The sequence below is a fragment of the Pseudomonas sp. CCOS 191 genome (assembly GCF_001007005.1).
Classification (GTDB): domain Bacteria; phylum Pseudomonadota; class Gammaproteobacteria; order Pseudomonadales; family Pseudomonadaceae; genus Aquipseudomonas; species Aquipseudomonas soli.
On the sequence record NZ_LN847264.1, the window covers coordinates 3,627,954 to 3,653,134 of the forward strand.

At 64.3% G+C, this 25,181-nt stretch carries 26 protein-coding genes; 13 read left to right on the plus strand and 13 right to left on the minus strand.

All coding sequences use genetic code 11. The features are described from left to right. Positions 1 to 4 precede the first annotated feature (4 nt). The 6 genes from pheT to thrS form a co-directional block, all read right to left on the minus strand. Positions 5 to 2,386, minus strand: coding sequence for a phenylalanine--tRNA ligase subunit beta (gene pheT, locus CCOS191_RS16015; RefSeq protein ID WP_046856068.1), 2,382 nt, complete (start codon positions 2,384 to 2,386; stop codon positions 5 to 7). Between the two features lie 31 nt (positions 2,387 to 2,417). Then, complete coding sequence (gene pheS / locus CCOS191_RS16020) at positions 2,418 to 3,434, minus strand: phenylalanine--tRNA ligase subunit alpha (protein ID WP_023629191.1); 1,017 nt, start codon at positions 3,432 to 3,434, stop codon at positions 2,418 to 2,420. Between the two features lie 111 nt (positions 3,435 to 3,545). After that, positions 3,546 to 3,902: a 50S ribosomal protein L20 gene (gene rplT / locus CCOS191_RS16025; protein ID WP_003250671.1), complete on the minus strand. Its 357-nt coding sequence runs from the start codon at positions 3,900 to 3,902 to the stop codon at positions 3,546 to 3,548. A 27-nt stretch (positions 3,903 to 3,929) separates the two neighbouring features. Beyond that, positions 3,930 to 4,124, minus strand: a complete 195-nt coding sequence (gene rpmI, locus CCOS191_RS16030; RefSeq protein ID WP_003250667.1) for a 50S ribosomal protein L35 — start codon at positions 4,122 to 4,124, stop codon at positions 3,930 to 3,932. 63 nt (positions 4,125 to 4,187) lie between these two features. Further along, positions 4,188 to 4,739, minus strand: coding sequence for a translation initiation factor IF-3 (gene infC / locus CCOS191_RS16035; RefSeq protein ID WP_172670897.1), 552 nt, complete (start codon positions 4,737 to 4,739; stop codon positions 4,188 to 4,190). Beyond that, the gene (gene thrS / locus CCOS191_RS16040; RefSeq protein ID WP_046856069.1) at positions 4,739 to 6,661 is read right to left on the minus strand and encodes a threonine--tRNA ligase; all 1,923 of its coding nucleotides are present in this window, start codon (positions 6,659 to 6,661) and stop codon (positions 4,739 to 4,741) included. Before thrS ends, infC begins: the two co-directional genes overlap by 1 nt. Before the next feature lie 336 nt (positions 6,662 to 6,997). Here thrS and CCOS191_RS16045 point away from each other — a divergent pair, with 336 nt between their 5' ends. The 3 genes from CCOS191_RS16045 (at position 6,998) to CCOS191_RS16055 (ending at position 9,222) form a co-directional block, all read left to right on the plus strand. Then, positions 6,998 to 7,300 (plus strand): hypothetical protein, encoded by a 303-nt coding sequence (locus CCOS191_RS16045; protein WP_046856070.1) that lies wholly within the window; start codon positions 6,998 to 7,000, stop codon positions 7,298 to 7,300. A 163-nt stretch (positions 7,301 to 7,463) separates the two neighbouring features. Beyond that, positions 7,464 to 7,676, plus strand: a complete 213-nt coding sequence (locus tag CCOS191_RS16050) for a cold-shock protein (protein WP_007956027.1) — start codon at positions 7,464 to 7,466, stop codon at positions 7,674 to 7,676. 124 nt (positions 7,677 to 7,800) lie between these two features. Then, positions 7,801 to 9,222 (plus strand): ABC-F family ATP-binding cassette domain-containing protein, encoded by a 1,422-nt coding sequence (locus CCOS191_RS16055; RefSeq protein WP_052752623.1) that lies wholly within the window; start codon positions 7,801 to 7,803, stop codon positions 9,220 to 9,222. Here the strand turns inward: CCOS191_RS16055 and thpR are convergent. Next, complete coding sequence (thpR, locus tag CCOS191_RS16060; RefSeq protein WP_046856071.1) at positions 9,186 to 9,731, minus strand: RNA 2',3'-cyclic phosphodiesterase; 546 nt, start codon at positions 9,729 to 9,731, stop codon at positions 9,186 to 9,188. The two genes, CCOS191_RS16055 and thpR, sit on opposite strands and share 37 nt — an antisense overlap. 216 nt (positions 9,732 to 9,947) lie before the next feature. On the opposite strand from thpR, the gene lpxO reads away from it, so the two are divergent. The 5 genes from lpxO to CCOS191_RS16085 all read left to right on the plus strand — a co-directional run bounded on the left by lpxO (position 9,948) and on the right by CCOS191_RS16085 (position 15,497). Further along, on the plus strand, positions 9,948 to 10,847 hold the full coding sequence (gene lpxO / locus CCOS191_RS16065) for a lipid A hydroxylase LpxO (RefSeq protein ID WP_023632669.1): 900 nt from the start codon (positions 9,948 to 9,950) through the stop codon (positions 10,845 to 10,847). Positions 10,848 to 10,986: 139 nt separating this feature from the next. Then, positions 10,987 to 11,331, plus strand: coding sequence for a carboxymuconolactone decarboxylase family protein (locus CCOS191_RS16070; protein ID WP_046856072.1), 345 nt, complete (start codon positions 10,987 to 10,989; stop codon positions 11,329 to 11,331). Positions 11,332 to 11,409: 78 nt separating this feature from the next. After that, entirely contained in the window at positions 11,410 to 11,979 is a 570-nt protein-coding gene (locus CCOS191_RS16075; RefSeq protein ID WP_046856073.1) for a GNAT family N-acetyltransferase, read from the plus strand. A 154-nt stretch (positions 11,980 to 12,133) separates the two neighbouring features. Then, positions 12,134 to 13,963: an SLC13 family permease gene (locus CCOS191_RS16080; protein WP_046856074.1), complete on the plus strand. Its 1,830-nt coding sequence runs from the start codon at positions 12,134 to 12,136 to the stop codon at positions 13,961 to 13,963. A gap of 115 nt (positions 13,964 to 14,078) precedes the next feature. Then, positions 14,079 to 15,497, plus strand: a complete 1,419-nt coding sequence (locus CCOS191_RS16085; protein WP_046856075.1) for a GGDEF domain-containing protein — start codon at positions 14,079 to 14,081, stop codon at positions 15,495 to 15,497. A gap of 1 nt (position 15,498) precedes the next feature. Here CCOS191_RS16085 and CCOS191_RS16090 read toward each other — a convergent pair whose 3' ends face one another. Continuing rightward, positions 15,499 to 16,260 carry a sulfite exporter TauE/SafE family protein gene (locus tag CCOS191_RS16090; protein WP_046856076.1) on the minus strand — a complete coding sequence of 254 codons (762 nt, stop codon included), beginning with the start codon at positions 16,258 to 16,260 and terminating at the stop codon, positions 15,499 to 15,501. 101 nt (positions 16,261 to 16,361) lie between these two features. On the opposite strand from CCOS191_RS16090, the gene CCOS191_RS16095 reads away from it, so the two are divergent. Then, the gene (locus tag CCOS191_RS16095) at positions 16,362 to 17,279 is read left to right on the plus strand and encodes a LysR family transcriptional regulator (protein ID WP_046856077.1); all 918 of its coding nucleotides are present in this window, start codon (positions 16,362 to 16,364) and stop codon (positions 17,277 to 17,279) included. A gap of 121 nt (positions 17,280 to 17,400) precedes the next feature. On the opposite strand, the gene CCOS191_RS16100 is transcribed toward CCOS191_RS16095, so the two are convergent. Further along, on the minus strand, positions 17,401 to 17,592 hold the full coding sequence (locus CCOS191_RS16100; RefSeq protein WP_031315428.1) for a hypothetical protein: 192 nt from the start codon (positions 17,590 to 17,592) through the stop codon (positions 17,401 to 17,403). A gap of 611 nt (positions 17,593 to 18,203) precedes the next feature. Here CCOS191_RS16100 and CCOS191_RS16105 point away from each other — a divergent pair. Beyond that, positions 18,204 to 18,764: a cysteine hydrolase family protein gene (locus CCOS191_RS16105; RefSeq protein WP_046856078.1), complete on the plus strand. Its 561-nt coding sequence runs from the start codon at positions 18,204 to 18,206 to the stop codon at positions 18,762 to 18,764. On the opposite strand, the gene CCOS191_RS16110 is transcribed toward CCOS191_RS16105, so the two are convergent. The 3 genes from CCOS191_RS16110 to CCOS191_RS16120 form a co-directional block, all read right to left on the minus strand. Next, positions 18,765 to 19,118 (minus strand): SH3 domain-containing protein, encoded by a 354-nt coding sequence (locus CCOS191_RS16110; protein ID WP_023631242.1) that lies wholly within the window; start codon positions 19,116 to 19,118, stop codon positions 18,765 to 18,767. A gap of 47 nt (positions 19,119 to 19,165) precedes the next feature. Beyond that, complete coding sequence (locus tag CCOS191_RS16115; RefSeq protein ID WP_046856079.1) at positions 19,166 to 19,657, minus strand: GNAT family N-acetyltransferase; 492 nt, start codon at positions 19,655 to 19,657, stop codon at positions 19,166 to 19,168. 79 nt (positions 19,658 to 19,736) lie between these two features. Then, positions 19,737 to 20,441, minus strand: coding sequence for an SDR family oxidoreductase (locus CCOS191_RS16120; RefSeq protein WP_046856080.1), 705 nt, complete (start codon positions 20,439 to 20,441; stop codon positions 19,737 to 19,739). A 103-nt stretch (positions 20,442 to 20,544) separates the two neighbouring features. On the opposite strand from CCOS191_RS16120, the gene CCOS191_RS16125 reads away from it, so the two are divergent. The 3 genes from CCOS191_RS16125 (at position 20,545) to CCOS191_RS16135 (ending at position 23,297) form a co-directional block, all read left to right on the plus strand. After that, positions 20,545 to 21,456: a LysR substrate-binding domain-containing protein gene (locus CCOS191_RS16125; RefSeq protein WP_046856081.1), complete on the plus strand. Its 912-nt coding sequence runs from the start codon at positions 20,545 to 20,547 to the stop codon at positions 21,454 to 21,456. 329 nt (positions 21,457 to 21,785) lie between these two features. After that, on the plus strand, positions 21,786 to 22,814 hold the full coding sequence (locus CCOS191_RS16130; RefSeq protein ID WP_046856082.1) for an alpha/beta fold hydrolase: 1,029 nt from the start codon (positions 21,786 to 21,788) through the stop codon (positions 22,812 to 22,814). A 297-nt stretch (positions 22,815 to 23,111) separates the two neighbouring features. After that, positions 23,112 to 23,297, plus strand: a complete 186-nt coding sequence (locus CCOS191_RS16135; protein ID WP_046856083.1) for a hypothetical protein — start codon at positions 23,112 to 23,114, stop codon at positions 23,295 to 23,297. A 70-nt stretch (positions 23,298 to 23,367) separates the two neighbouring features. On the opposite strand, the gene CCOS191_RS16140 is transcribed toward CCOS191_RS16135, so the two are convergent. Further along, positions 23,368 to 24,987, minus strand: a complete 1,620-nt coding sequence (locus CCOS191_RS16140; RefSeq protein ID WP_082120439.1) for a carboxylesterase/lipase family protein — start codon at positions 24,985 to 24,987, stop codon at positions 23,368 to 23,370. Positions 24,988 to 25,181: the final 194 nt, after the last annotated feature.

Genomic DNA, 25,181 nt, shown 5'->3' on the forward strand with positions numbered 1-25,181 from the left:
GCCGTTATTTCCTTAACGTGGTGTTCAACCTTTGTTCAAGCGAGGTGAGGATGGTTTGCAGGGTTTCATTCACCTCATCGTCGTTAAGAGTGCGCGATGGATGTTGCCAGGTCAAGCCGACCGCCAGGCTTTTTCTATCAGGATCAATGCCTTTACCTTGGTAGACGTCAAACAGCCTGAGGTCTGTGAGCCATTCGCCCGCATTGTCACGAATTACTTCAAGCACCGAGCTAGAAGCTACATCACGTCCTGCGATCAAGGCCAGGTCACGACGGGTTTCCGGGAACTTGGACAGTTCGCTGAACTTCGGCAGGCGACCTTCGACTACATCGCCGAGCACCAGCTCGAAGACAAACACCGGGCGGTCGAGGCCGAGGGTCTTGGCCAGCTCGGGGTGGATCGCGCCGAGGTAGCCGACTTCCTTGCCGTCGCGCTCGATGCGGGCGGTCTGGCCGGGGTGCAGGGCCGGGTGCTTGCCGGCAGCGAAGGTGAAGTCGCTCAGGGCACCGGAGTAACCCAGCAGGGCTTCCACGTCGGCTTTCACATCGAAGAAGTCGATGCTGTCGCGGCCGTTGGCCCAGCCTTCCGGCAGGCGGCTGCCGGTGACGACGCCGGCGATCATCGGTTGCTGCTTGAGGTCACCGAGCTGGCCGACGAAGCGCAGGCCGCTTTCGAACAGGCGCACGCGGTCTTGCTGGCGGTTGAGGTTGTGCTGCATGGCCTTGACCAGGCCCGGCCACAACGAGGCGCGCATGGCGGCCATGTCGTTGGAGATCGGGTTGGCCAGCAGCAGCGGCTCGACGCCTGGGGTGAACAGCTCGAACAGTTTCGGGTCGATGAAGCTGTAGGTAATGGCTTCCTGGTAGCCGCGGGCAACCAGCAGGCGACGCAGGTTCGGCAGCTCGCCACGGGTTTCCGGGCGGGCTTGCGGGGCCAGGCGGGCCTGCGGGTAACGGACCGGCAGGTTGTTGTAGCCGTACAGGCGGGCCAGCTCTTCGATCAGGTCGACTTCCAGGCTGACGTCGAAGCGGTGACTTGGGACGGTGACAGTCCACTCCCCTGCCCCGTTAGCGCTGGTGTTCAGCTCCAAAGCGTTGAGCAGTTGCTCGACCTGGGCGGCTTGCATTTGCATGCCGAGCATCTGGGTGATGCGTTCGTCGCGCAGGGTGATCGGGGCGATGTTCGGCAGGTGCTGCTCGCTCACGGCTTCGACGATCGGACCTGCTTCGCCGCCGACGATCTCCAGTACCAGGGCGGTGGCGCGCTCCATGGCTTCACGGGCCAGTTGCGAATCCACGCCGCGCTCGTAGCGGTGCGAGGCGTCAGTGTGCAGGCCGTAGGAACGGGCCTTGCCAGCGACGGAAATCGGCTCGAAGAAGGCGCTCTCGAGGAACAGGTCGCGGGTCTTCTCGGTGTTGACGCCGCTGTGCTCGCCACCCATCACGCCGGCAATGGCCAGGGCGCGGGTGTGGTCGGCGATCACCAGGGTGTCGGCGCGCAGGGCAACTTCCTGGCCGTCCAGCAGGACGAGTTTCTCGCCCTCCTCGGCCATGCGCACGCGGATGCCGCCGTTGATTTCGGCGAGGTCGAAGGCGTGCATCGGCTGGCCGAGCTCGAGCATCACGTAGTTGGTGATGTCGACGGCGGCGTCGATGCTGCGCACGTCGCTGCGGCGCAGGCGCTCGACCATCCACAGCGGGGTCGGCTTGCTCAGGTCGACGTTGCGGATCACCCGGCCCAGATAGCGCGGGCAGGCGGCCGGGGCGCTGACTTCGACCGGGCGCACTTCGTCGTGGGCAGCCGGTACGGCTGGCACCACCGGGCGGGTGACCGACACGTCGTACAGGGCGCTGACGTCACGGGCCAGGCCAGCGATGGACAGGCAGTCGCCGCGGTTCGGGGTCAGGCCGATCTCGATGCTGGCGTCGTCCAGGTTCAGGTACTGACGGATGTCCTGGCCAACCGGGGCGTCGGCGGCCAGTTCCAGCAGGCCGTCGTTCTCGTCGCTGATCTGCAGCTCGGAAGCCGAGCAGAGCATGCCGAAGGATTCGACGCCGCGCAGCTTGGCCTTCTTGATCTTGAAGTCGCCCGGCAGTTCGGCGCCGATCATGGCGAACGGGATCTTGATGCCTGGGCGGGCATTCGGAGCGCCGCAGACCACCTGGAAGGTCTCTGCGCCGTTGCTTACCTGGCACACGCGCAGCTTGTCGGCGTCCGGGTGTTGTTCGGTGGTGAGGATCTCGCCCACCACGATGCCGCTGAACTGGCCGGCAGCGGGGGTCACGCTGTCGACTTCGAGGCCGGCCATGGACAGGCGGGCGACCAGTTCGTCACGGGAGACTTGCGGGTTTACCCAACCGCGCAGCCACTGTTCACTGAATTTCATGCTGTTCTCCTGAAAGTTGCGTCGATTGGGCCTAGCGGAATTGAGCCAAGAACCGCAGGTCGTTGTCGAAGAACAGACGCAAATCGTTGACGCCATAGCGCAGCATGGCCAGGCGCTCGGCGCCCATGCCGAAGGCGAAGCCCTGGTACTCTTCCGGGTCGATGCCGGACATGCGCAGCACGTTCGGGTGGACCATGCCGCAGCCCATCACTTCCAGCCAGCCGGTCTGCTTGCACACACGGCAGCCCTTGCCGGAACACATCACGCACTGGATGTCGACTTCGGCACTCGGCTCGGTGAAGGGGAAGAACGACGGGCGGAAGCGCACGGCCAGTTCTTTCTCGAAGAACACCCGCAGGAACTCTTCGATGGTGCCCTTGAGGTCGGCGAAGTTGATGCCGCGATCGACCAGCAGGCCTTCGACCTGGTGGAACATCGGCGAGTGGGTGATATCCGAGTCGCAACGGTACACACGGCCTGGGCAGACGATGCGGATCGGCGGCTGGGTGCTTTCCATGGTGCGCACCTGGACCGGCGAGGTGTGGGTGCGCAGCAGCATGTTGGCGTTGAAGTAGAAGGTGTCGTGCATCGCCCGGGCCGGGTGGTGGCCGGGGATGTTGAGCGCTTCGAAGTTGTGGTAGTCGTCTTCGACCTCAGGGCCTTCGGCGATGCCGTAGCCGATGTGGGTGAAGAACTGCTCGATGCGCTCGAGAGTACGGGTGATCGGGTGCAGCCCGCCGGTGGTCTGGCCACGGCCTGGCAGGGTCACGTCGATGCATTCGGCGGCCAGGCGAGCGTTCAGCTCGGCCTCTTCAAAGGCGGCCTTGCGTGCGTTGAGCACGTCGGTGACGCGTTCCTTGGCGTCGTTGATCAGCGCGCCGACCTTGGGGCGCTCTTCGGCTGGCAGGTTGCCCAGGGTCTTCATCACCTGGGTCAGCTCGCCTTTCTTGCCGAGATATTGGACCCGGATCTGTTCCAGGGTAGTGATGTCTTCAGCGCGTTCCACGGCCTCGAGGGCTTGGGCGACCAGCGCGTCCAGGTTTTCCATGTACAGACTCCAGATACGAAAATAGGGGAAGAGCTTTTGAAGGCTCTTCCCCTATCCGATGACGTTTTACACCCGACGGCGCAGGCGCCGCCGGATGATTGTCGTGGGTACTTAAGCCAGTACGGCTTTAGCCTTCTCGACAATCGCAGCAAACGCCGCTTTTTCGTTCACTGCCAGATCAGCCAGAACCTTGCGGTCGATTTCGATCGACGCTTTTTTCAGGCCAGCAATCAGACGGCTGTACGACAGACCGTTGGTGCGGGCACCGGCGTTGATACGAGCGATCCACAGTGCGCGGAACTGACGCTTCTTCTGGCGACGGTCGCGGTAGGCGTATTGGCCTGCCTTGATGACCGCTTGCTTGGCAACGCGGAATACGCGCGAGCGTGCACCGTAGTAGCCTTTAGCCAGTTTCAGAATTTTTTTGTGACGCTTACGAGCGATAACGCCGCGCTTAACACGAGCCATGAGTAACTTCCTCTATCTTAACCAGAATTAACGAACGCGCAGCATGCGCTCGACTTTTGCCACGTCAGACGGGTGCAGCAAGCTGGCACCGCGCAGTTGACGCTTACGCTTGGTCGACATTTTGGTCAGGATGTGGCTCTTGAAAGCGTGCTTGTGCTTGAAGCCGGAAGCCGTCTTCAGGAAGCGCTTCGCAGCACCGCTCTTGGTTTTCATTTTTGGCATGTTGGAACTCCGCATTCGAATAAAAATTACACAATAATCATCAGGCCTGCCGTGCCCGGGAGATTACTTCTTCTTTTTGGGGGCGATGACCATCATAAGCTGGCGTCCTTCCATCTTCGGATGCTGCTCAACGGTGCCGTATTCCACGAGGTCAGCTTCGACCCGCTTCAACAGCTCCATGCCCAGCTCCTGGTGGGCCATCTCACGGCCGCGGAATCTCAGAGAGATCTTGGCCTTGTCCCCATCGCTAAGGAAACGTACCAGGTTGCGTAGTTTTACCTGGTAATCCCCTTCTTCCGTCCCTGGACGAAACTTGATTTCTTTGATCTGGATCTGCTTCTGGTTCTTCTTGGCTTCGTTGGCCTGCTTCTTCTTCTCGAAGAGGTGCTTGCCGTAGTCCATCACCTTGCAGACGGGCGGTACCGCGTCTGCAGAGATTTCCACCAGATCCAGCTTCGCTTCATCAGCGATACGCAGCGCTTCATCAATCGAGACGATGCCAATCTGCTCGCCGTCAGCACCAATTAACCGAACCTCGCGTGCCGAGATATTCTCGTTGATCGGGGCTTTCGGTGCAGTTCGTTTATCGTTTCTCATTTCACGCTTAATAGTCATTACTCCGATTCTTGGCGACCACGCCGGGAAACCGCTTGCGACAGCAGCTCAGCGAACTGCGCGACGGGCATCGAGCCCAGGTCTGCGCCTTCGCGGGTGCGCACAGCGACGGTTTGCGTTTCGACTTCGCGATCCCCTATAACCAAAAGATAAGGGACCCGCAGCAACGTATGCTCGCGGATTTTAAAGCCGATCTTCTCATTTCTCAAGTCCGACTTGGCACGGAATCCGCTACCGTTCAGGGCTTTTTCCACCTCGAGGGCGAAATCGGCCTGTTTGTCGGTGATGTTCATGATCACGGCCTGGGTCGGGGCGAGCCAGGCTGGGAACACGCCGGCGTAGTGCTCGATGAGCATGCCGATGAAGCGTTCGAACGAACCGAGGATGGCGCGGTGCAGCATCACCGGGCGCACGCGGCTGTTGTCTTCGGCGATGTAGCTGGCATCCAGGCGCTCGGGCAGGTTCGGGTCGTACTGCAGGGTGCCGCACTGCCAGTTACGGCCGAGGCAGTCACGCAGGGTGAACTCGATCTTCGGCCCGTAGAAGGCGCCCTCGCCCGGCTGGTATTCCCACTCCAGGCCCGACTCGTTCAGGGCGTCGGCCAGTGCGCCTTCGGCACGGTCCCACAGCTCTTCGGAGCCCACGCGCTTGGCCGGACGGGTCGACAGCTTCATGGCGACGTCGGTGAAACCGAAGTCCTTGTACACGTCCAGGGTCAGCTTGATGAAGTCGGCGGCTTCCTTCTTCACCTGCTCTTCGGTGCAGAAGATATGCGCGTCGTCCTGCACGAAGCCGCGCACGCGCATGATGCCGTGCAGCGCGCCGGACGGCTCGTTGCGGTGGCAGGCGCCGAACTCGGCCAGGCGCAGCGGCAGGTCGCGGTAGGACTTCAGGCCCTGGTTGAACACCTGCACGTGGCACGGGCAGTTCATCGGTTTTACCGCGTAATCGCGGTTTTCCGACGAAGTGGTGAACATGTTCTCGGCGTAGTTGGACCAGTGGCCGGAACGCTCCCACAGAATGCGGTCGACAACCTGCGGGGTCTTGATTTCCTGGTAGCCGTTTTCGCGCTGGACCTGGCGCATGTACTGCTCGAGCACCTGGTACACGGTCCAGCCGTTGGCGTGCCAGAACACCATGCCAGGGGCTTCTTCCTGCAGGTGGAACAGGTCGAGCTGCTTGCCGATCTTGCGGTGGTCGCGTTTTTCGGCCTCTTCGATGCGCTGGATATAGGCGGCCAGCTGCTTCTTGTCGGCCCAGGCGGTGCCGTACACGCGTTGCAGCTGCTCGTTCTTGGCATCGCCGCGCCAGTAGGCGCCGCTCAGCTTGGTCAGCTTGAACGCTTTCAGGAAGCGGGTGTTCGGCACGTGCGGGCCACGGCACATGTCGACGTATTCTTCGTGGTAGTACAGGCCCATGGCCTGTTCATCCGGCATGTCCTCGACCAGGCGCAGCTTGTAGTCTTCGCCACGCTGGGTGAACACGTCGATGACTTCGGCGCGCGGGGTCATCTTCTTGACGACGTCGTAGTCCGTGTCGATCAGCTGCTGCATGCGCTTTTCGATGGCGGCGAGGTCGTCCGGGGTGAAGGGACGCTCGTAGGCGATGTCGTAATAGAAGCCTTCGTCGATCACCGGGCCGATCACCATGCGGGCGGTCGGGTACAGCTGCTTCACTGCGTGGCCGATCAGGTGGGCGCACGAGTGACGGATGATCTCCAGTCCCTCTTCATCTTTAGGGGTGATGATCTGCAGGGTGGCGTCGTGGTCGATCTTGTCGCAGGCATCGACGAGCTTGCCGTCGACCTTGCCGGCCAGGGTGGCCTTGGCCAGGCCTGCGCCGATCGAGGCGGCGACTTCGGCTACGGATACCGGCTGGTCGAACGTGCGTTGACTGCCATCGGGAAGAGTAATAACGGGCATGGCGCCTCCTCTCCTAGTGGTGACCCCTACCAAAGGTCACGTGGGTTGGGATGAGCCAGTACAAGATCCGCCCTGCCTTTCCCACGGGAAAGCCTGCCTCACAGTGGCAGAGACCTTTCGGCCTGCCAGGGACGAACCAGAGTGACTGGAAGGTATAAAAAGAAATGCGCCCGCACAGGGCGTGGCGCAAGGGAAGCATGCTAGCACGGGGCTAGAGCGGCCGGCAGAAATATTTGGAATTTACGCCGTGGCGGTGAACTCTTGCGGAAAATTTCCTATCAGACTTTCTGAAGCAACCTACTCTTGATGAGACCATTAACCAAGGAGTGTCCGGTTATGCGACTTCAGTCCCTTCTGGCTGCCTGCGCCGCGAGCGCCCTGCTGCTGCCCCTGGCTGCCAACGCAGGCAATTTCCCCGCCGGCAAGGAAGCGTCCTATATGGCGCAGTGCCAACAAGTGGCGAGCGGCCAAGGCGTGGATGCGGCGACAGCCAAGAAGCACTGCGAGTGTGGTGCCCAAGCCATCAAGAAGAATTTCAACGACAAGGAGATCGAGGACCTCGACAGCCAGGACGGCGTAGACGCCAAGCTGATGCAGAAGGCCCAGCAGGTGGTTCAGGCCAGCTGCAAGCCAAAATAGGCCGGTTTTTCCGGCGATCCGTCGCATCTTTTGCCCTGGATCAACATCCTGCGAAGGTAATAGGGGCTAGATGCGAAGAATTAGACTATAGTGTCGTCGGTGCCACTGAAGCTTAGGCGACACTGCACCCCGATAAAAAATCATGTTTCTGGAGATTCACCCCATGTCCAATCGCCAAACCGGCACCGTCAAGTGGTTCAACGATGAAAAAGGCTTCGGCTTCATCACTCCTCAAGGCGGCGGCGACGACCTGTTCGTACACTTCAAGGCCATCGAAACCGACGGTTTCAAAAGCCTGAAAGAAGGCCAAACTGTTTCCTTCGTAGCCGAAAAAGGCCAGAAGGGCATGCAGGCTGCGCAGGTTCGTCCGGAGTAATTTTCGGATAGCTGCAAAAAAACCCGCCCTCGTGGCGGGTTTTTTATTGGGCGCTTGCCAAGGCAGGCCGTGCCCATGTGCGCTGCCGATCAAGCGCGAAAGTGGCCAGGAGGGCCACCATCCCATGGCAATGATCGAACTACACGGCGTGGGCATGCACCATGGCCGCAAACACCTCTTCAGCGAACTCGACGCGCGCATCGAATGGGGGCAGCGCATCGCCATCATCGGCGACAACGGCAGCGGCAAGTCGTCACTGCTGCGCCTGCTGCAGGGCAGCCTGGCGCCCAGCGAGGGGCACATCGAGCGCCACGGTGGCTTGCGTGTCGGCCATGTGGCCCAGGTACTGGACGGCGAGTCGTCGCTCAGTGGCGGCCAGCGTGTCAACCAGGCGTTGAGCCAGGCCCTGGGCCCCGACCTGCTGCTGCTGGACGAGCCGACCAACCATCTGGACGCCGCCAACCGCCGTTCGCTGTCGCGCATGCTCGAGCATTTCCATGGCACCTTGGTGCTGGTGACCCACGACGTGGCGCTGATGAACCAGACCTGTGACACGCTCTGGCACTTGCACCACGGGCGCCTGGACGTGTTCAACGGCAGCTACGCCGACTACATGGCCGAGCGCGACCTGCAGCGCGGCGTGCTCGACAAGCGCATTGCCGAGGTGCGCCGCGCCCGTGACGACGCCCACGACTCGCTGATGCAGGAACAGGCCCGCGCCGCCGGTGCCCGCAAGCGCGGGGTCAAGGCGATCCAGAACAGCAAGTGGGCGACCGTGCGCTCGCCGACCAAGCTGGGCCGCGGCAACACCACGGCCGGGCGCAAGCAGGCGCAGATCCTGCAGCAGCAGCGCGAGCTCGGCGAGCAGTTGGCCGAGCTGCGCCCGGAGCCGGTGATCATGCCACGCTTCCACCTGCCGGCGACGGGCCAGTCCTCGCGGGTGCTGATCCAGGTGCGTGGCGGCAGTGTCGGCTACGCAGACGCAGCGGTGCTCAGCGGCATCGATCTGCAGCTGGACGGCGGCGAACGCCTGGCCCTGACCGGCAACAACGGCAGCGGCAAGTCCACCCTGGCGCGGGCGATCCTCGGCGACCCGCGGGTCTGGCGCCGTGGTGACTGGCTGCTGCCGGCGCCCGAGCAGATCGGCTACATCGACCAGCACTACAACACCCTGCCCGCCGATGCCAATGTGCAAGAAGCCCTGGCGCGACAAGTGCCGGATTGGCCGCTGGAACAGTTGCGCGCGCACCTGGCGGACTTCCTGTTCCGCCAGGCCGATGCGGTGCAGGCGCCGGTGGCCGGGCTGTCCGGCGGCGAGAAGGCCCGCCTGTCCCTGGCCTGCATCGCCGCCCGGCCACCGCAACTACTGATCCTCGACGAGCCGACCAACAACCTCGACCTGCGCATGCGCACCCACCTGCTGGAAGTGCTGGTGGATTACCCCAACGCGCTGCTGGTGATTTCCCACGACCAGGACTTCCTCGACGGCCTGGGCATCGACCGCCACTTTCACTGCGCCAGAGACCACTCGGCCAAAGGCCAGTAGCGGCCCTTGCGTGACTCGTACAGGGTGAAGTGGCGGGCGATAAGGTGGAACGCCGGCGCCTCGCCCGCCTCCGGCAATGGCTCGCGAAAATCCCGGGACAGGGTCAGGTGCGGCCGGTACTCACGCACCGACGGCTCGATGCCCAGCGGCAGCAGCGCCTGCTGCAAGTCGTACACCAGCTGGCGCAGGGCCAACGGCGCCTGCGCGGGCGCCAGCACCAACGCCGAAGCCCGTGGCCACACCTGCAACTGGTCGAGGACCAGGCGCAACTTGGCTTCAGGAAGCCGCAGCGCATCCACTGCGGCGCACACCGCCGGCACCTGGGCGGCATCGACATCGCCCAGGAACAGCAAGGTGACATGGAAGTTCTCGCTCGGCACCGGCCTGCCGCTGCGCAGGCCCAAACCACGCCGCCACTGGCTGATGCCACGGCGCTGTTCTTCGCCCAGCGCCAGGGCGAAGAACAGCCGCTTGAAGGGGGCCCCGTTGGGGCGTGCGTCCTGGATCATCGGGAGTTCCTTGCTGGATGGACGACCACCCGAGTGTAAACGCCGGGTCGTCAAAAAATCCCCACTCATGCACATGAATCGTTTGCGCAAGCTGTAGGCCATGCCACCTAAGTCGGGCGGTTTTGTCGTAACAATAAGTACAAACCCGCGCCACGATTGTTTATGCTGGCTGGCTTACGCCATGGCGCATGGCCATTTTTCGACAAGTAAACGTCCATGAAAATTGCACTCGTACTGATCTTCGTCCTCTCGATCGCCTATGTTCACCTGCGCGGTCGGGTACGTCACAAGCTGACTCGCCAGCTGGGCGACCACTCCAGTTTCCTGGCCCCGGTCAACGCCTTCCTGTACCTGTTCTCCAAGCACCCGGCCAAGCCTTACCTGCCGGTCAGTGCCTTCCCCGAGCTGCAGGTGCTGCAGGACCACTGGCAGGAGATCCGCAAGGAAGGCCAGCAACTGCTGCAGGCCGGCGAGATCAAGAAGTCCGACAACTATGACGATGTCGGCTTCAACTCGTTCTTCAAGACCGGCTGGAAGCGCTTCTACCTGAAGTGGTACGGCGAGAGCCACCCCTCGGCGATGACCCTGTGCCCACGCACCACCGAGCTGCTTCAAGGCATCGGCACGGTCAAGGCAGCCATGTTCGCCACCCTGCCGCCGGGCGCCAAGCTGGTGCGCCACCGCGACCCCTACGCCGGCTCGTACCGCTACCACCTGGGCCTGGACACGCCCAACGACGATGGTTGCTACATCGACGTGGACGGCGAGAAGTACTCGTGGCGCGACGGTGAGGGCGTGGTGTTCGACGAGACCTACATCCACTATGCCGCCAACACCACCGAGCACAACCGCATCATCCTGTTCTGCGACGTCGAGCGCCCGCTCAAGTACCGCTGGGCAGCCGCCTTCAACCGCTGGTTCAGCCGCAACGTGATGGCCGCCGCTGCCGCGCCCAACGATGCCAATGACAAGACCGGCGGCATCAACCGCCTGTTCACGCGCATCTACAAGATCCGTGAACGCGGCAAGGCCATGAAAAAGCGCAACCGCACCCGCTACTACCTGGAGAAGTGGGCAGTGGTCGCGGCGCTGGTGCTGGTGTTCATCTACATCTGATCCGGTCGTCATCCTCGCGGGGCAAACCCGCTCCTGGCAACAGTGGGAGCGGGCTTGCCCCGCGCGTGTTTTCCCCGCTGCAAATCCCGTCTTCGACTAGCCTGAAAGCTCCTGTTGCCAACCTGACAAGGTGAAGACGATGAGCATGATGGACTGGGACGCCTACCGTAAGCAGTTGATGGCCGGCATCGGCGATCTCAAGCAACTGTCCCCCGATACCGTGGCCGGCTACATGACCGCCAGTGGCGCCGGGGCCAAGACCAACCACCTGGACGCCAAGACCCGCGAACTGATCTCCCTGGCCGTGGCCGTCACTACCCGCTGCGACGGCTGCATCGCCGTGCATTCGCAGCAGGCGGTCAAGCATGGCGCCACCCGCGAGGAGATCGCCGAGGCCCTGGGCGTGGCGGTGGCGATGAACGCCGGCGCAGCACTGGTCTACTCGGCCCGGGCCCTGGACGCGGTGGGCAAGGCCGGCGCCTGACACACCAAGGCGTCGCCGCCCTTGCGCGACGACGCCCTGGCACCCAGACTTGGCGGCTCAGCCCGTGCAGGAACCGCCATGATCCAGATTCGCCCCATGACCCCGGAAGACTTCGAGCGCTTCTGGCCGACCTTCCAGGCCATTGTCCAGGCTCGCCAGACCTACGCCTTCGACCCCGCCCTGAATATCGACCAGGCCCGCACGCTGTGGCTGGAGAACCCGTTGCGCACCCTGGTGGCCGAGGCAGACGGCGAACTGCTCGGTTCATACTTCCTCAAGGCCAATGCCGCCGGCCCTGGCGGGCACGTGGGCAACTGCGGCTACATGGTGTGCGAAAACGCCCGTGGCCGTGGCGTGGCCAGGCTGATGTGCGAGCATTCGCAGAAGCTCGCCCGCCAGGAAGGCTTCCTCGCCCTGCAGTTCAATTCGGTGGTAGCGACCAACGAAGTGGCCGTGGCGCTGTGGCACAAGCTCGGCTTCGAGACCGTCGGCCGCCTGCCCAGGGCTTACCGCCATGGCGAGCTGGGCCTGGTCGATTGCCTGGTGATGTACAAGTGGCTGGCCGACGAGCCGGTGGTGGAGAAACCGCCGCTGTTGATCGGGCGCAAGAACATCGAGGCGCGGGTGTCGCGGCGACGCGGGCGCTAGCGACTGCTCCAGCGGGCCGCCGACCGGCCCGCCCCTGCCCCTTGCCGGGTCATCACCCGGCAAAACACTGCAGCACGTCAACGACGCAGTCGCGTCAAGCTGCCACACTAGGGCCATTGTCTTTCGTGCCTGTGTGAAGGAACACCCCCTCCCCATGAACCATGAGCTGCTCTGGGTCCTTGGCCTGCTGGCCGTCGTCGTCGTCCTGTTCATCCTCAACCGCCCGCGCATGGACGTGGTCGCCCTGCTGGTGATCGTCGCCCTGCCGCTGTCGGGCATCCTCACCGTGGAGCAGGCCATGGCCGGCTTCAGCGATCCCAACGTGGTGCTGATCGCCGCGCTGTTCGTGATCGGCGAAGGGCTGGTGCGCACCGGCATCGCCTACCGCATCGGCGAATGGATGAGCGAGCGCGCCGGCAACAGCGAGGCGCGCCTGCTGGTGCTGCTGATGGTGGCCGTGGCCGGGCTGGGCTCGGTGATGAGTTCCACAGGCGTGGTGGCGATCTTTATCCCGGTGGTGCTGAGCATCGCCGCGCGCCAACAACTCTCACCCAGCCGACTGATGATGCCGCTGAGCTTCGCCGGCCTGATCAGCGGCATGCTCAGCCTGGTGGCGACGCCACCGAACGTGGTGGTGCACAGCGAACTGGTGCGCCACGGCGAACAGGGCTTCGGCTTCTTCAGCTTCACCCCTTTCGGCCTGGTGGTGCTGGTGCTCGGGATCGGCTACATGTTGCTGACCCGCCACTGGCTCAACGGCGAGGTGCGCAAGGACGGCCGGGTCGAGAGCCGCCGCACCCTGCTCGACCTGGTGCTGGACTACAAGCTCAACGGTCGCGAACGGCGCCTGCGCATCCGCCCGCATTCGCCGCTGATTGGCCACACCCTCGGCGAGCTGGAGCTGCGCACCCGCCACGGTGCCAACGTGATCGGCATCGAGCGCCAGCACAAGTTCACCACGCGGGTGATCAGCGCGGACTCCGGCACCCTGCTGCAGCAGGGCGACGTGCTGCTGCTGGACCTGTTCGCCAACCGCGACGACCTGCGCAGCCTGTGCCAGACCATGCTGCTCGAGCCCCTGCACTTCAAGGCCGCCTACTTCATCGACCAGTCCCAGGAGCTGGGCATGGCGGAGGTCTCGCTGCCGCCCGGCTCGCAACTGATCGGCAAGAACATCCTCGAACTGGCCTTCCGTACCCGCTACGACCTCAACGTGGTCGGCCTGCGCCGTGACCAGCAAGCCATCGAAGGGCAACTGGTGGAAGAAAAGCTGCGCCTGGGCGACACCCTGCTGGTCGTCGGCCCGTGGAAGGCAGTGCGCCAGCTGCAGGGCAAGCCACGCGATTTCCTGGTGCTGAGCCTGCCGGCGGAAATCGACCAGGTCGCGCCGGCGCGCGCCCGGGCGCCCTATGCGCTGATCAGCCTGGCGGTGATGGTCGGGCTGATGGTCAGCGGCCTGGTGCCCAACGTCATCGCCGCGCTGATCGGCTGCCTGCTGATGGGCGCCGGGCGCTGCATCGACATGAACAGCGCCTACCGTGCGATCCACTGGCAGAGCCTGGTATTGATCGTCGGCATGCTGCCCTTTGCCCTGGCCCTGCAGAAGACCGGTGGCATCGACCTGGCCGTCGGTGCGCTGGTCGGTGCGCTCGGCGGTGCCGGACCCAGCGTGATTCTCGCCTGCCTGTTCGCCGTGACGGCGCTGATCGGGCTGTTCATATCCAATACCGCAACTGCGGTGCTGATGGCCCCGGTGGCGGTGAGCACCGCGCAGCAGCTGGGCATGTCGCCCTACCCGTTCGCCATGACTGTGGCCCTGGCGGCGTCGGCGGCGTTCATGACGCCGGTGTCGTCGCCGGTCAACACCCTGGTGCTGGGGCCCGGCCAGTACCGCTTCGCCGACTTCGTCAAGGTTGGCGTGCCGTTCACCCTGCTGGTGATGCTGGTGACCGTGCTGATGGTGCCGTGGGTGTTCGGGCTGTAGTCGTCGGCACGATCCGGGCCGATCGCGGCGAATTGACATCAATTGACCAGTTGAAAGACACTGGCATGACATCGTCCCAGGTGCCTACAGCCGTTTTCCTGGATTCTGTCTTCGCTTGCCGGTCGAGCTCATGGTGTCTCCAGTCCCGTCGCGCCTGCTGCCCCCGCTGATTCTGTTCGGCTTGACCCTGGCGCTGACCCTGGGCGGCATCCTCGCCCGCCCGATCGAATCGCTGTCGCTGTTCTGGCCGGTGAACGCGGTGCTCGCCGGCGTGCTGCTGCGCAATCCACGCCAAGCCACCCCCGGCGGCTTCGCCCTGGTCTACCTGGCCATGGTCGCTGCCGACCTGGCCTGCGGCAGCGCCTGGCGCCCAGCCCTATGGTTCAACCTGTGCAACCTCGGCGCCATCGCCACCATCTGGTACCTGATGGCCCGCCTGCCACGCGTGCATCGTCGCCTGCGCACCCCGCATGGCACCTTGTGCCTGTTCGGCGCCTGCGCCGTCGGCGCGATGGTCGCCGCAAGCCTGGCCTGCGTGATGGCCGCGCCGTGGTTCGAGCAATCGCTGCGCGCCACCTGGCTGGCCTGGTTCAGCGAACAGTTCTCCACCAGCGTGCTGGTCCTGCCGGTGCTGCTTACCGCGCCATCGCCCAGGGCCCTGACCCGCCCCGGCAATACCGGGCAAACGGTGCGCCTGGCGCCGTTGCTGGTGCTGCTGGCCTCGCTGAGCGTCAGTATCGTCTTCGGCGGGCCCGGCGCCATCGCCTTCCCGATTGCCGCGCTGCTGTGGTGCGCGCTCAGCTATTCGCCCTTCCTCGTCTCGCTGCTGGCCCTCACCGCGGGCAGCACGTTGATCGTCGCCGTGGCGCAGAACCTCATGCACTTCAACATCCCGCAGAGCGAGTCGGGGGTCACCACCTTGATGTCGGCGCGCCTGGGCATCGCCATGCTGGTGCTCGGCCCGCTGGTGCTGGCCTGCGTCAGCAGCGCCAACCGCAGCCTGATGGCGCGCCTGGCGCACCAGGCGACCATCGACCACCTGACCGGCGCTCTCAGCCGCAGCGCCTTCATCCGCCGCGCCCACGCCCTGCTCGACAACCGCCAGCAAGCGCCGCTGACTTTGATGATGCTCGACATCGATCACTTCAAGACCATCAACGACCAGCATGGCCACGCAGTCGGCGACCAGGTGCTGCGCCAGTTCGCCACGACCCTGCAAGACCAGTTGCACGACGGTGAGCTGTTCGCCCGCCTGGGCGGCGAGGAGTTCGTCATCGTCGTGCCGGGGCTGGCGCCGGAGCTGGCCAGGTTCACCGCAGAGCGCCTGCGCCGGGCGGTGCAGGACCAGCACATCGCGCAGCCCGGGCAGCCACTGCGGATCACCGTGAGCATCGGTGTGAGCGGCTGCGCCGCCGACACCCCGGCACCCAGCCTCGACGAGCTGCTGGCCAGCGCCGACCAGGCGCTTTATCGGGCCAAGGCCCAGGGCCGCAACCGCGTCGAACAGGCCGATGGGCAGCGCCAGGTGGTGTGAGTCAACCGGCCAGCAGGTCCCAGCTCAGCTTGGCGATCAGCACGCACAGCAACACCAGGAACAGCCCCCGCACGAACCCCACGCCCTTGCGCACCGCCAGCCAGGTACCGGTCAGCGCGCCAAGGATATTGAACAGCGCCATCGGCAGCGCGATGGCCCACAGCACATTGCCCGACGGGATGAAGAACACCAGCGCGGCCAGGTTGGTGGCGATGTTGACCAGCTTCGCCGAAGCCGAGGCATGCAGAAAATCCAGGGCGAAGAAACGGATGAACAGGAAAATCAGGAAACTGCCGGTGCCCGGCCCGAACAGCCCGTCATAAAAGCCGATGGCGCCACCGATCAGCACCGCCAGGCACTGTTCCTTGCGGCCGATGGCCATGGGTTTGTGCAGGGTGCCGAAATCCTTCTTGCAGAAGGTGTAGATGGCCATCAGCACGATCAGCACCAGCACCATCGGCCGCATCACGCTTGCCGGCACCAGGGACACGGTGGCCGCGCCGAAGAACGACATCACGAAGGCGCTCAGCGCCGCCGGCACGATCAACCCCCAATCCAGTTTGACCTTGCGGATGAACGAGCGCGCCGCGAACGAGGTACCGCACACCGAGGCCAGCTTGTTGCTGCCCAGCAGCGCCGCCGGCTGGGCGTTGGGCAGCACGTTGAACAGCGCGGGGATCTGGATCAGCCCGCCGCCACCGACGGCAGCGTCGATCAGGCCAGCGGCGAAGGCAAACAGCGAAAGCAGGGCAATATCCATCATCTCGAAGGTCCAGGCGGCACAAAACAGGCTGCCAGACTAATCAAAGCGCCGCGCTTGTGTTGAAATGCCATATTGCAAAAACTGCAACGAGGAATCCCGCCATGGCCCTAGACATGCTGCGTGAAATACAAGCGTTCGTCAGCGTTGCGCACAAGCGCAGCTTCGTCAGCGCCGCCCGTGCCCTGGGCCGCTCGCCCAGCGCGGTAACACGTGCCGTGCAGGCGCTGGAGGACAACAGCGGCGCCAAGCTGTTCAACCGCAGCGCCAGCGCCGTGTCCTTGACCGAGGCCGGCGAGCGTCTGCTGCCCCACGCCGAACGCTTGCTGGATGTGCAACGGGATGCTGCCGACGAGTTGGCCGCGCTGACCGGCAACGCCCAGGGCTGGATCCGCCTGGCCGCACCCGAGGTGCTGGCCCAGCAGATATTGCCGGGGGTGCTGGCCGGGTTCTCTCGTCGCCACCCTCATGTCACCCTCGACGTGCAGTACAGCGATCAGGCTCTGGATCCGCTGCAAGGCAAACTGGACTTTGTGATCCGCGGTGCCTTCCCGCAATCCAGCGAACTGATCGGCTACCCGCTGTGGCGTTATCGCCGCCACCTGTACGCCAGCCCCGAGTACCTGGCGCAGGTCGGCACGCCCCAGGAACTGGAAGACCTGGAACGGCATTCACTGATCCTGCACACCGCGCCGCGCATCCTCAAGGCCTGGCATTTCAGCAAGGACGGGCGCATCTCCAGCCTGCGCCCACGGCCGCGGCTGCGCCTGGGTTCGGGAGTGGCTGTATTGCAAAGCACCCTGGCGGGTGCCGGTATCGCGCGGCTGGCTGATTGGCTGGGGGAACCGGAGGTACGCGCCGGACGGCTGGTGCGGGTCTGCCCCGATTTTCACCTGACGTCCAGCACCGGGCATGACCCGCAGATGCATGCCGTATACCCCGCCGGCGACCTGCCGGCGCGGACTCGCGAACTGCTGCAGGCCCTGCGCGATGCTCGTCCGCGCCTGTGGGAACAGCCCTGAACAGGGCTGCTCAATTTCTGCTCAATCTAACAGAGTGCCTGCCAATACTGGCCTGTAGCGTTTTATCCACAGACCTACCCACGATTTTTGTGGACAGTTTCCGCAAGGCTTGAAGGAAAAATTACAAACGCAGCAAGGCCACGTTGGCCAGCTTGACCAACTCGATCCATTCGCTTGCGCTGATCACACCGGAACGCTCCAACTCTTCGGCACGGCGCAGTGCCTGATCGTAGTCCTCTTCGTGGAGGATGCCCTCGCCGAGAAAACGACCGCGCCACTCCAGCATCGCTGCAGTGCCTTTCTTGCATTCCATAGTGTGTATTGTCTCCAAGGCAAGTGAATGGCCCGTGTGCCCGGGCCCTGGGATTGGGGGCGGGAGATTACACGAGCGACTTGCACTTGAGAACGACTTGCAGCTACCGCTTGTCTAGACGACTGCGGTATTCGGCGGGGAAACCGGGAGGGAAGAGTCTGGCCCGCCATTGCGCCAGGCGGGCCGGGACAGGAAAAAGTTGCGGCTCAGCTTGGCGGAATGGTGCCCAGCAGGCCAATCATGATAGTCAGCAGCAGAAAACCACCCAGAAACAGCGCGAGCTTGCCCATCGGAACCTCTACAGTGTGATGACGTAACGGCGGGGCTGGCCGCTGCGGTAGTGCAGCGGGGCAGCCTGCCCAGCGCACACCGGATTGGAAGGCTGGGCCTGGGCGTATTGTCCGGCAGTGGCTGATACGGTTACAGATTCAGGTTCGTGGAAAAAAAGCGGATCAGATGGTAATCGATCATCGCAGGGCAAGCCCGCTCCCACGCGTGCACAACCTGAGGTCAACGCGGTTGGCGTGGGAGCGGGCTTGCCCCGCGCTACATCCGCACAGGCAGCACACTTGTGCTACGGTCCGAAGCCCAGACAAGGAGAACTACCGCAGATGACCGCGCTCGCCAGCAATGCCGCCCTGCTGATCATCGACATGCAGAACGGCATCAACCACCCTCGCCTGGGCCGTCGCAACAACCCCGAAGCCGAACAGCGCATCAGCGAACTGCTCGCCTTTTGGCGCGCGAGCACGCGCCCGGTGGTGCACGTGCGCCATATCTCCCGCGATCCGGATTCGGTGTTCCGGCCAGGTCAGCCCGGCTGCGAGTTCCAGCCCGCCTTCACCCCGCAGGCGCACGAGACCGTGTTTGAAAAACACCTGCCCGACGCTTTCTGCAACAGCGGCCTGGAACACTGGCTGCACCAGCGCGGCATCCAGCAACTGGTCATCACCGGCGTGATCACCAACAACTCGGTGGAGTCGAGCGCACGCTCGGCGGGCAACCTGGGGTTCGCAACGGTGGTGGTAGGCGACGCCTGCTACACCTTCGACCAGCATGATCTGCAAGGCCGGCTGTGGCCGGCGGAGGATGTCCATGCCCTGGCCCTGAGCAACCTGGCCATGGACTATGCGCGCGTTCTGGACAGCACGACGGTGCTGGCCGCAGGCTGATCACGCCAGCGCGCGCAGCTTGGCCAGCGGCACCCAGCCGAGCTCGCCATTGCTCACCCGGCGGCACCAGGCCCAGCCATTCAAGGGGCGCAGGCTATCGAGCTGCTGGCCGGGGTCGACGTCCAGTTCATGGGCCGAATAGGCTTCCAGCGCCCTGCCCCGGCCCACGCCCAGCCGTTCGATGAACTGGGCTGGCACCCACCCTGCTGCCTGGCCCTGGCAACTGCACAGGTACCAGTCCTCCCACTGCTCGTCGCCCTCGTAGCGCTGGCCGATCTCCAGCAGCGTGCCACGGGCAAACGTGATGGGCGCAGGGTACTCACTGCGGTGTGTCTCGATCACGACGTACTTCACAAGCCTCTCCCTGGCTGCGAAAAGCGTCGATGCTAGTCGAAGGGTCTCTACAGCACCATGACCATTTCATGCCAGGCCATGCCGCCATGGTCGGAAGCCGACGGGCGTACATAGGCGTAGCCCATCTTCTCGTACAACCCGACATGGCGCTCCTTGCACATCAGGTGGATGGTGGCCTTGCCGCGCTCGCGCATCTGCGCGACGAAGCGCGCCATCAACCGGCTGGCATGGCCCTGGCCCTGGTACGCCGGGTCGAGCACCACCGACATGATCACCACATTGGGCGCCTGCGGGTCATGCCCGACCAGTTCCTTGAAAGCCTCATCCGACATCACCACCTGGTCGGCGCAACCGCTGTTGATGAAGCCGATTACCTGGCCCTCGGCTTCCAGTACGAGAAAGCCTTCCGGGTACTGGGCGATGCGCGTGGCGATCTTTTCCCGGGTGGCGGCTTCGTCGCCTTCGTAGGCGCTGGTCTCGATCTGGTAGCAACGGTCCACGTCGCTGGAGGTGGCCTGGCGGAATGTCGGTGTGCTCATGGGGCGGAGTCCGGATAGCGGAAAACAGGGGCGACATCCTAACGGAAGTCGCCGCCCTGCTACAGGCTCGCCATACCCCTTACACCGAACGGGTAATACCCCCATCGACCCGCAGGTTCTGCCCAGTGATGTAACCCGCGCCCTCGGAGGCAAGGAAGCTGACAGTGGCCGCGATTTCCTCGGCCTTGCCGTACCGCTCCATGGGAATCCGGCTACGGAACTCCTCCTTCTCCGGCAGGCTGTCGATGAAGCCCGGCAGCACGTTGTTCATGCGGATGTTCTCGGCCGCGTAACGGTCGGCGAACAGTTTGGTGAAGGCCGCGAGCCCGGCGCGGAACACGCCGGAAGTCGGGAACGCCGGATCCGGCTCGAAGGTGGCGAAGGTCGAGATATTGATGATGGTCCCGCCTTTTTGCCGCTGCATGATCGGGGTCACCAGGCGGGTCGGGCGCACCACGTTGAGGAAGTACACCTCCATGCCCCGGTGCCAGTCCTCGTCGCTGAGCTCGAGCACCGGCGCACGCGGGCCATGCCCGGCGCTGTTGACCAGCACATCGACACGCCCCCATTGCTGCATCACGGTATCGACCAGACGCTGCAGGTCCTCTGCCGACTGGTTGGAGCCGGTCACACCGATGCCGCCCAGCTCGGCCGCCAGGGCCTCGCCCTTGCCCGAGGACGACAGGATCGCCACCCTGAAACCGTCGGCCGCCAGCCGCCGCGCAGCCTCCGCGCCCATGCCACTGCCACCTGCGGTGATGATTGCCACTTTCTGAGAAGACATATGTCGCTCCTTCCGGGAGTTGATCAAGTGGGCCCATGAAGCCAGAATCCGGCTCAACGCACCAATCACGAATACTGGCAGCAGCCTGCAGGAAATCTACTGGATGAGCGCGCCCAAGCGACGCAACGCCCCCGCCATCGTCAATCACCTGGTGGCCTTCGAGGCCGCCGCCCGCCTGGGCAGCTTCCGCGCTGCCGCCGACGAGCTGCATGTCACGCCGGGCGCGGTCGCCCAGCAGGTGCGCACCCTGGAAGACAAACTTGGCCGCCCCTTGTTCGAGCGCCTGCCCCGCGGCCTGCGGCCCAACCGGGACGGCGCCGACTACCTGGCCCGCGTGCGCCTGGCCCTGGAGATCATCGAGGACGCCACCGGCGAACTGCTGGAGCGCGACAACCAGCGCGATCCGCAGCAGGTCCTGCTCAGCACCACCCCCGCCTTCGCCAGCCGCTGGCTGATCCCGCGCCTGGGGCGCCTGGCCGAGGCGCATCCGCAGGTGGCCCTGATGATCGACGCCTCCGACAGTACCCGCCCCCTGAGCGGCAAGGGCGCGGTAGACCTGGCCGTCCGCTGGGGAGCGCCGCCCTTCGCCGAGGCCTACGCCCTGCCCCTGCTGCCCGGCATGGCGGTGCCGGTGTGTGCGCCGGGGTTGCGCGGCGCGCACCCTTGGCGGCAAGCCGCGGAGCTTGCGCAGCACCCGCTGATCTCCGACAGCCACAACAACTGGAAGCGCTGGTTCGACCATTACGCGTTGCCCGGCACACGCTTCAACGGTCCGGTGTTCTCGCAGACCATCCTCGCCATCGAGGCCGCCGAGCAAGGCATGGGCATCGCCCTGGTGCCCCGTCTGCTGGTAGAGAATGCGCTCAAGGCCGGGACCTTGGTGCTGGCGCTGGAAGGCCATGAATTGCACAGCGACGCCGGCTTCCATTTGCTGGCCAGCCATGCACCGCTGGCAGGCTCGGCCGCCGAGCAGGTGGTGCAGTGGTTGCAGATGCAAGCGAACAAGCAAGACTGAGCCTGTATCGCCCCACTCGACGGCACTTGGCCTGAGGGCGGCGCGGTCTATGGGAGCAGCTGTCTTGAGTTGCTTGTAATGGCCTCATCGCTGGCAAGCCAGCTCCCACAGGGATGGCGCTTGGGCTGAGGGCGGCGCGGTCGGTGTGGGAGCCGGCTTGCCGGCGATGGGCCGCAACGCGGCCCCGGCTTTGTAGCTTTCTGTGTATCAAGCACCCGCCGATACACACGAACGCCTACTGCCCCCATATCCGACACACCCCGGACACAGCCATCTCCTTAACTACACGCCATCCAGCCCACACCGATGGCTCGCCAAGGAGATGCACCATGTTCGCCACCGCCAACCGCCTCAACCGCCCAGCCCTGCTTGCCTGCGCCCTGCTGCCGCTGGCCCTGCTGGCCGCCGCTCCAGGCCAGGCCGAGGAAACCAGCACGCCTGCGGCATCCCGCCAGGCCTCCACCTTCGGCCCGCTCAAGCATGTCCAGGCTGGCGATCTGGACGTCGCCTACGTCGAACAGGGCCCTGCCAATGGGCCAGTGGTGATCCTCCTGCACGGCTGGCCTTACGACATTCACAGCTACGAGCAGGTGGCGCCGAAACTCGCCGCCCAGGGCTATCGCGTACTGGTGCCCTACGCCCGCGGCTACGGCGACACTCGCTTCCTCTCCGGGACAACCCCGCGCAACGGCCAGCCCGCCGCCCTGGCCAGCGACGTGATCGCCTTCATGGACGCGTTGCAGATCAAGCGCGCCGTGCTCGGCGGTTTCGACTGGGGCGCGCGTACCGCCGATATCGTCTCGGCGCTGTGGCCCGAGCGGGTCAAGGCGCTGGTGACGGTCAGCGGCTACCTGATCAGCAGCCAGGAAGCCGCCAAGGCCCCGCTGCCGCCCAGCGCCGAGTTGCAGTGGTGGTACCAGTACTATTTCGCCACCGAACGCGGCCGCGCCGGCTACGACAGCAACCGCCACGCCTTCGCCCGCCTGATCTGGCAGACCGCCTCACCGCAGTGGGCGTTCGACGACGCCACTTTCGAACGCAGCGCCAAGGCGCTGGACAACCCCGATCAGGTCGCCATCACCGTGCACAACTACCGTTGGCGGCTTGGTCTGGCTCAAGGCGAGACCCGCTACGACCCGCTGGAGGCCAGGCTGGCCAAGTTCCCCAGCATAGGCGTGCCGACCATTGCCCTCGAAGGCGATGCCAACGGTGCGCCGCATCCTCCGGCCGAGGCCTATGCCAAGCGCTTCACCGGCAAGTATGCCTATCGCCTGGTGAGCGGCGGGATCGGCCACAACCTGCCGCAGGAAGCGCCCGAGGCGTTCGTCAAGGCGGTGGTGGATGCGGACCATCTGTAACGGCAATTGCAACATATCGTTTCAGTGGCGCGTGTCGGGTGCCGGGATGCACGGATTACCGCTACGACCGGCCTTTTGCGCGGCAGGCCTTATACTTCGGGGCCTGCCGCAAAATGAGCGGAAGCATCCGGAAACAGTCACCCAAGCCACCCTGTAAGACGCCTCTTTTGTCGCTGTAGGACGTTTCTACGGGATTGTGAGCCGGTGTATGAATAATCAGTATTGGCGGGAGAATTGACCTGATACCGTCGAGCCTTTCTTACAACGGCACGGATGCCCACGACCAACGAGTACAGCATGGACAACTACGACAGCTCGGCACTTGGACTGCAAAAATGCCTGTTGAACCTGCGCAAGGATCATGCCCGGATGAAGGCGTCAGGAGAGCTGGAAAGAGCGGCGATACTGGCGCAGGTGATCGGGCGGATGGAACAGGGATTGAAGGAGGCTTCCCAGGGGAGGAAGCCCGAGACATTGCAGTGAAGTGATGCCCGGCAAATGGCGATGGGTATGCGGTGCTCCGCGCACCCCATCGCTCAGCCCCGAAGCAGGGTCAACAACCAGGCGGCATTGCCGAAGGCGCTCGCAGACCAACGTTCCAGTTCCAGGGCACGCCGCCCTCCTTGAAGCGACGGCACACCACCTCATCGTTCAACTCGAACATGCCCTGCGCCAGATGTCGGCCTGCTCGCGGAACGTCTTCAAAAGCAAGGTAGTTGCGGTCTTGCCCATAGGGCAGCCAGTGCGCCTGCCCCTCGGCCCGCGGCTGGCCCGTGCGGATGAACGAACCCCAGTATTGGCTCATGGCTTCGCTGAAGCGCGCTTCGCCAAGGGTCAGCGGAGGGCGCGGCCAAGCGGCCGGCGTGCGATCGAAGGTAGCGAAAATGTAGGGAATTTCTGCCGCATGGAACGCGTGAAGCTTGGCTTCGTTGGTCGCGCGGTAAGCGTGATCGAAGTAATAGAAGTAGGCAGGCTGGCCGAGTTCGGTCTGTTTGCGCACCAGCTTCTCGGCCGTCCAGCCGTACATGGCGTCTCGAACGGCGGTCTGGACACTTTCTGTCATCGCGGATGACGGATGCTGACGCAGGAACGCATCGGCAAGATCTCCATACCGTGCTCGGATGGTGGCTTCATACGCCTGCGCAGTGGCCGGAGCCGGCGGCGCCAGGAACGGCAACGAGCGGATTTCGCCGTCATTGAAACCCGCCAGCAGCGGTACCGGTGCCTGCTCGCCGCGGTTGAAGGTATCGACCAGTTGGCGCGGCAGAATCTTGCCATCGACAGTCCCCGATGGCATGAAGCGGATAGCCTCGGCAGCCCTGACCAGCGCCATTGCCTCCATCTTGCGCAGGCCCGCGATATCCAGCTTCAGGCGCTGCGCCAATCGCCGGCCGCTCTCCTGCGCCGGTACATCGCCATGGCTGGAGCGTTGCAACTCAGGCGTGGAGATCATGTAGGCGCTCTGCGCCACGGCCTTGTGAAACAGCCCTCGCGCCTGGGGCGAAGCCATCAGGTAGAGCACGCTGAGACCACCTGCGGACTCCCCCGCGATGCTTACATTGGATGGATCGCCGCCAAACGCCGCGATATTTTCACGCACCCATTTCAGCGCCTGGACCTGATCCAGCAAGCCATAGTTGCCCGAAATACCCTCAAGGTTCTCGGCGCTCAGTTCAGGGTGGGCCAGGTAGCCCAACACGCCGAGACGGTAGTTGATCGTCACCACAACCACGCCCTGGGCAGCCAGCGCCGCACCATCAAAGCGGCCGTCGCTGCCGGCACCCGTCATCAGGCTGCCGCCATGGATCCAGACCATGACCGGCGCCTTCTCGACCTTCGCCGGCGTCCAGATGTTGAGGTACAGGCAGTCCTCGGACATCTCGGGCAGCTCTGAGCTGTAGATGCTCGGGGAGGCCTGCCTTGGCTGGGGGCAAGCGGCGGCGAAATCGTCCGCGACACGCGTCTGCGTCCAGGCCGACAGCGCCACCGGCGCCCGCCAGCGCAGCGGACCGACCGGCGCCTGGGCGTAGGGCAAGCCCTTGTAGGCGGTCACGTTGTCGATGACGACACCCTGGACCGGTCCTGCCGGTGCCTGGACAACCGTCTGCGCGACGGACTCTGCCGAGCCCGCCAATAGAACACTCAGTGCCCCCAGGTGCAGCCTCTTGGTCATGGTCGATCTCATCCTGCGTTCTCCTTGCGAGACTCAAATGGTGCAACACACCAGCGGCCCGACCAGGGCTCGGACAGTTCGGGAAACTGCCCCACAGTCGAAACCGTGGGGCATCCCTGTCATGGATACCTCCCTGGCGGCAAGCGAGGCCCAGCGCGGCCTCGGCCTACTCGTTTCGTCCTTGGGCACACATG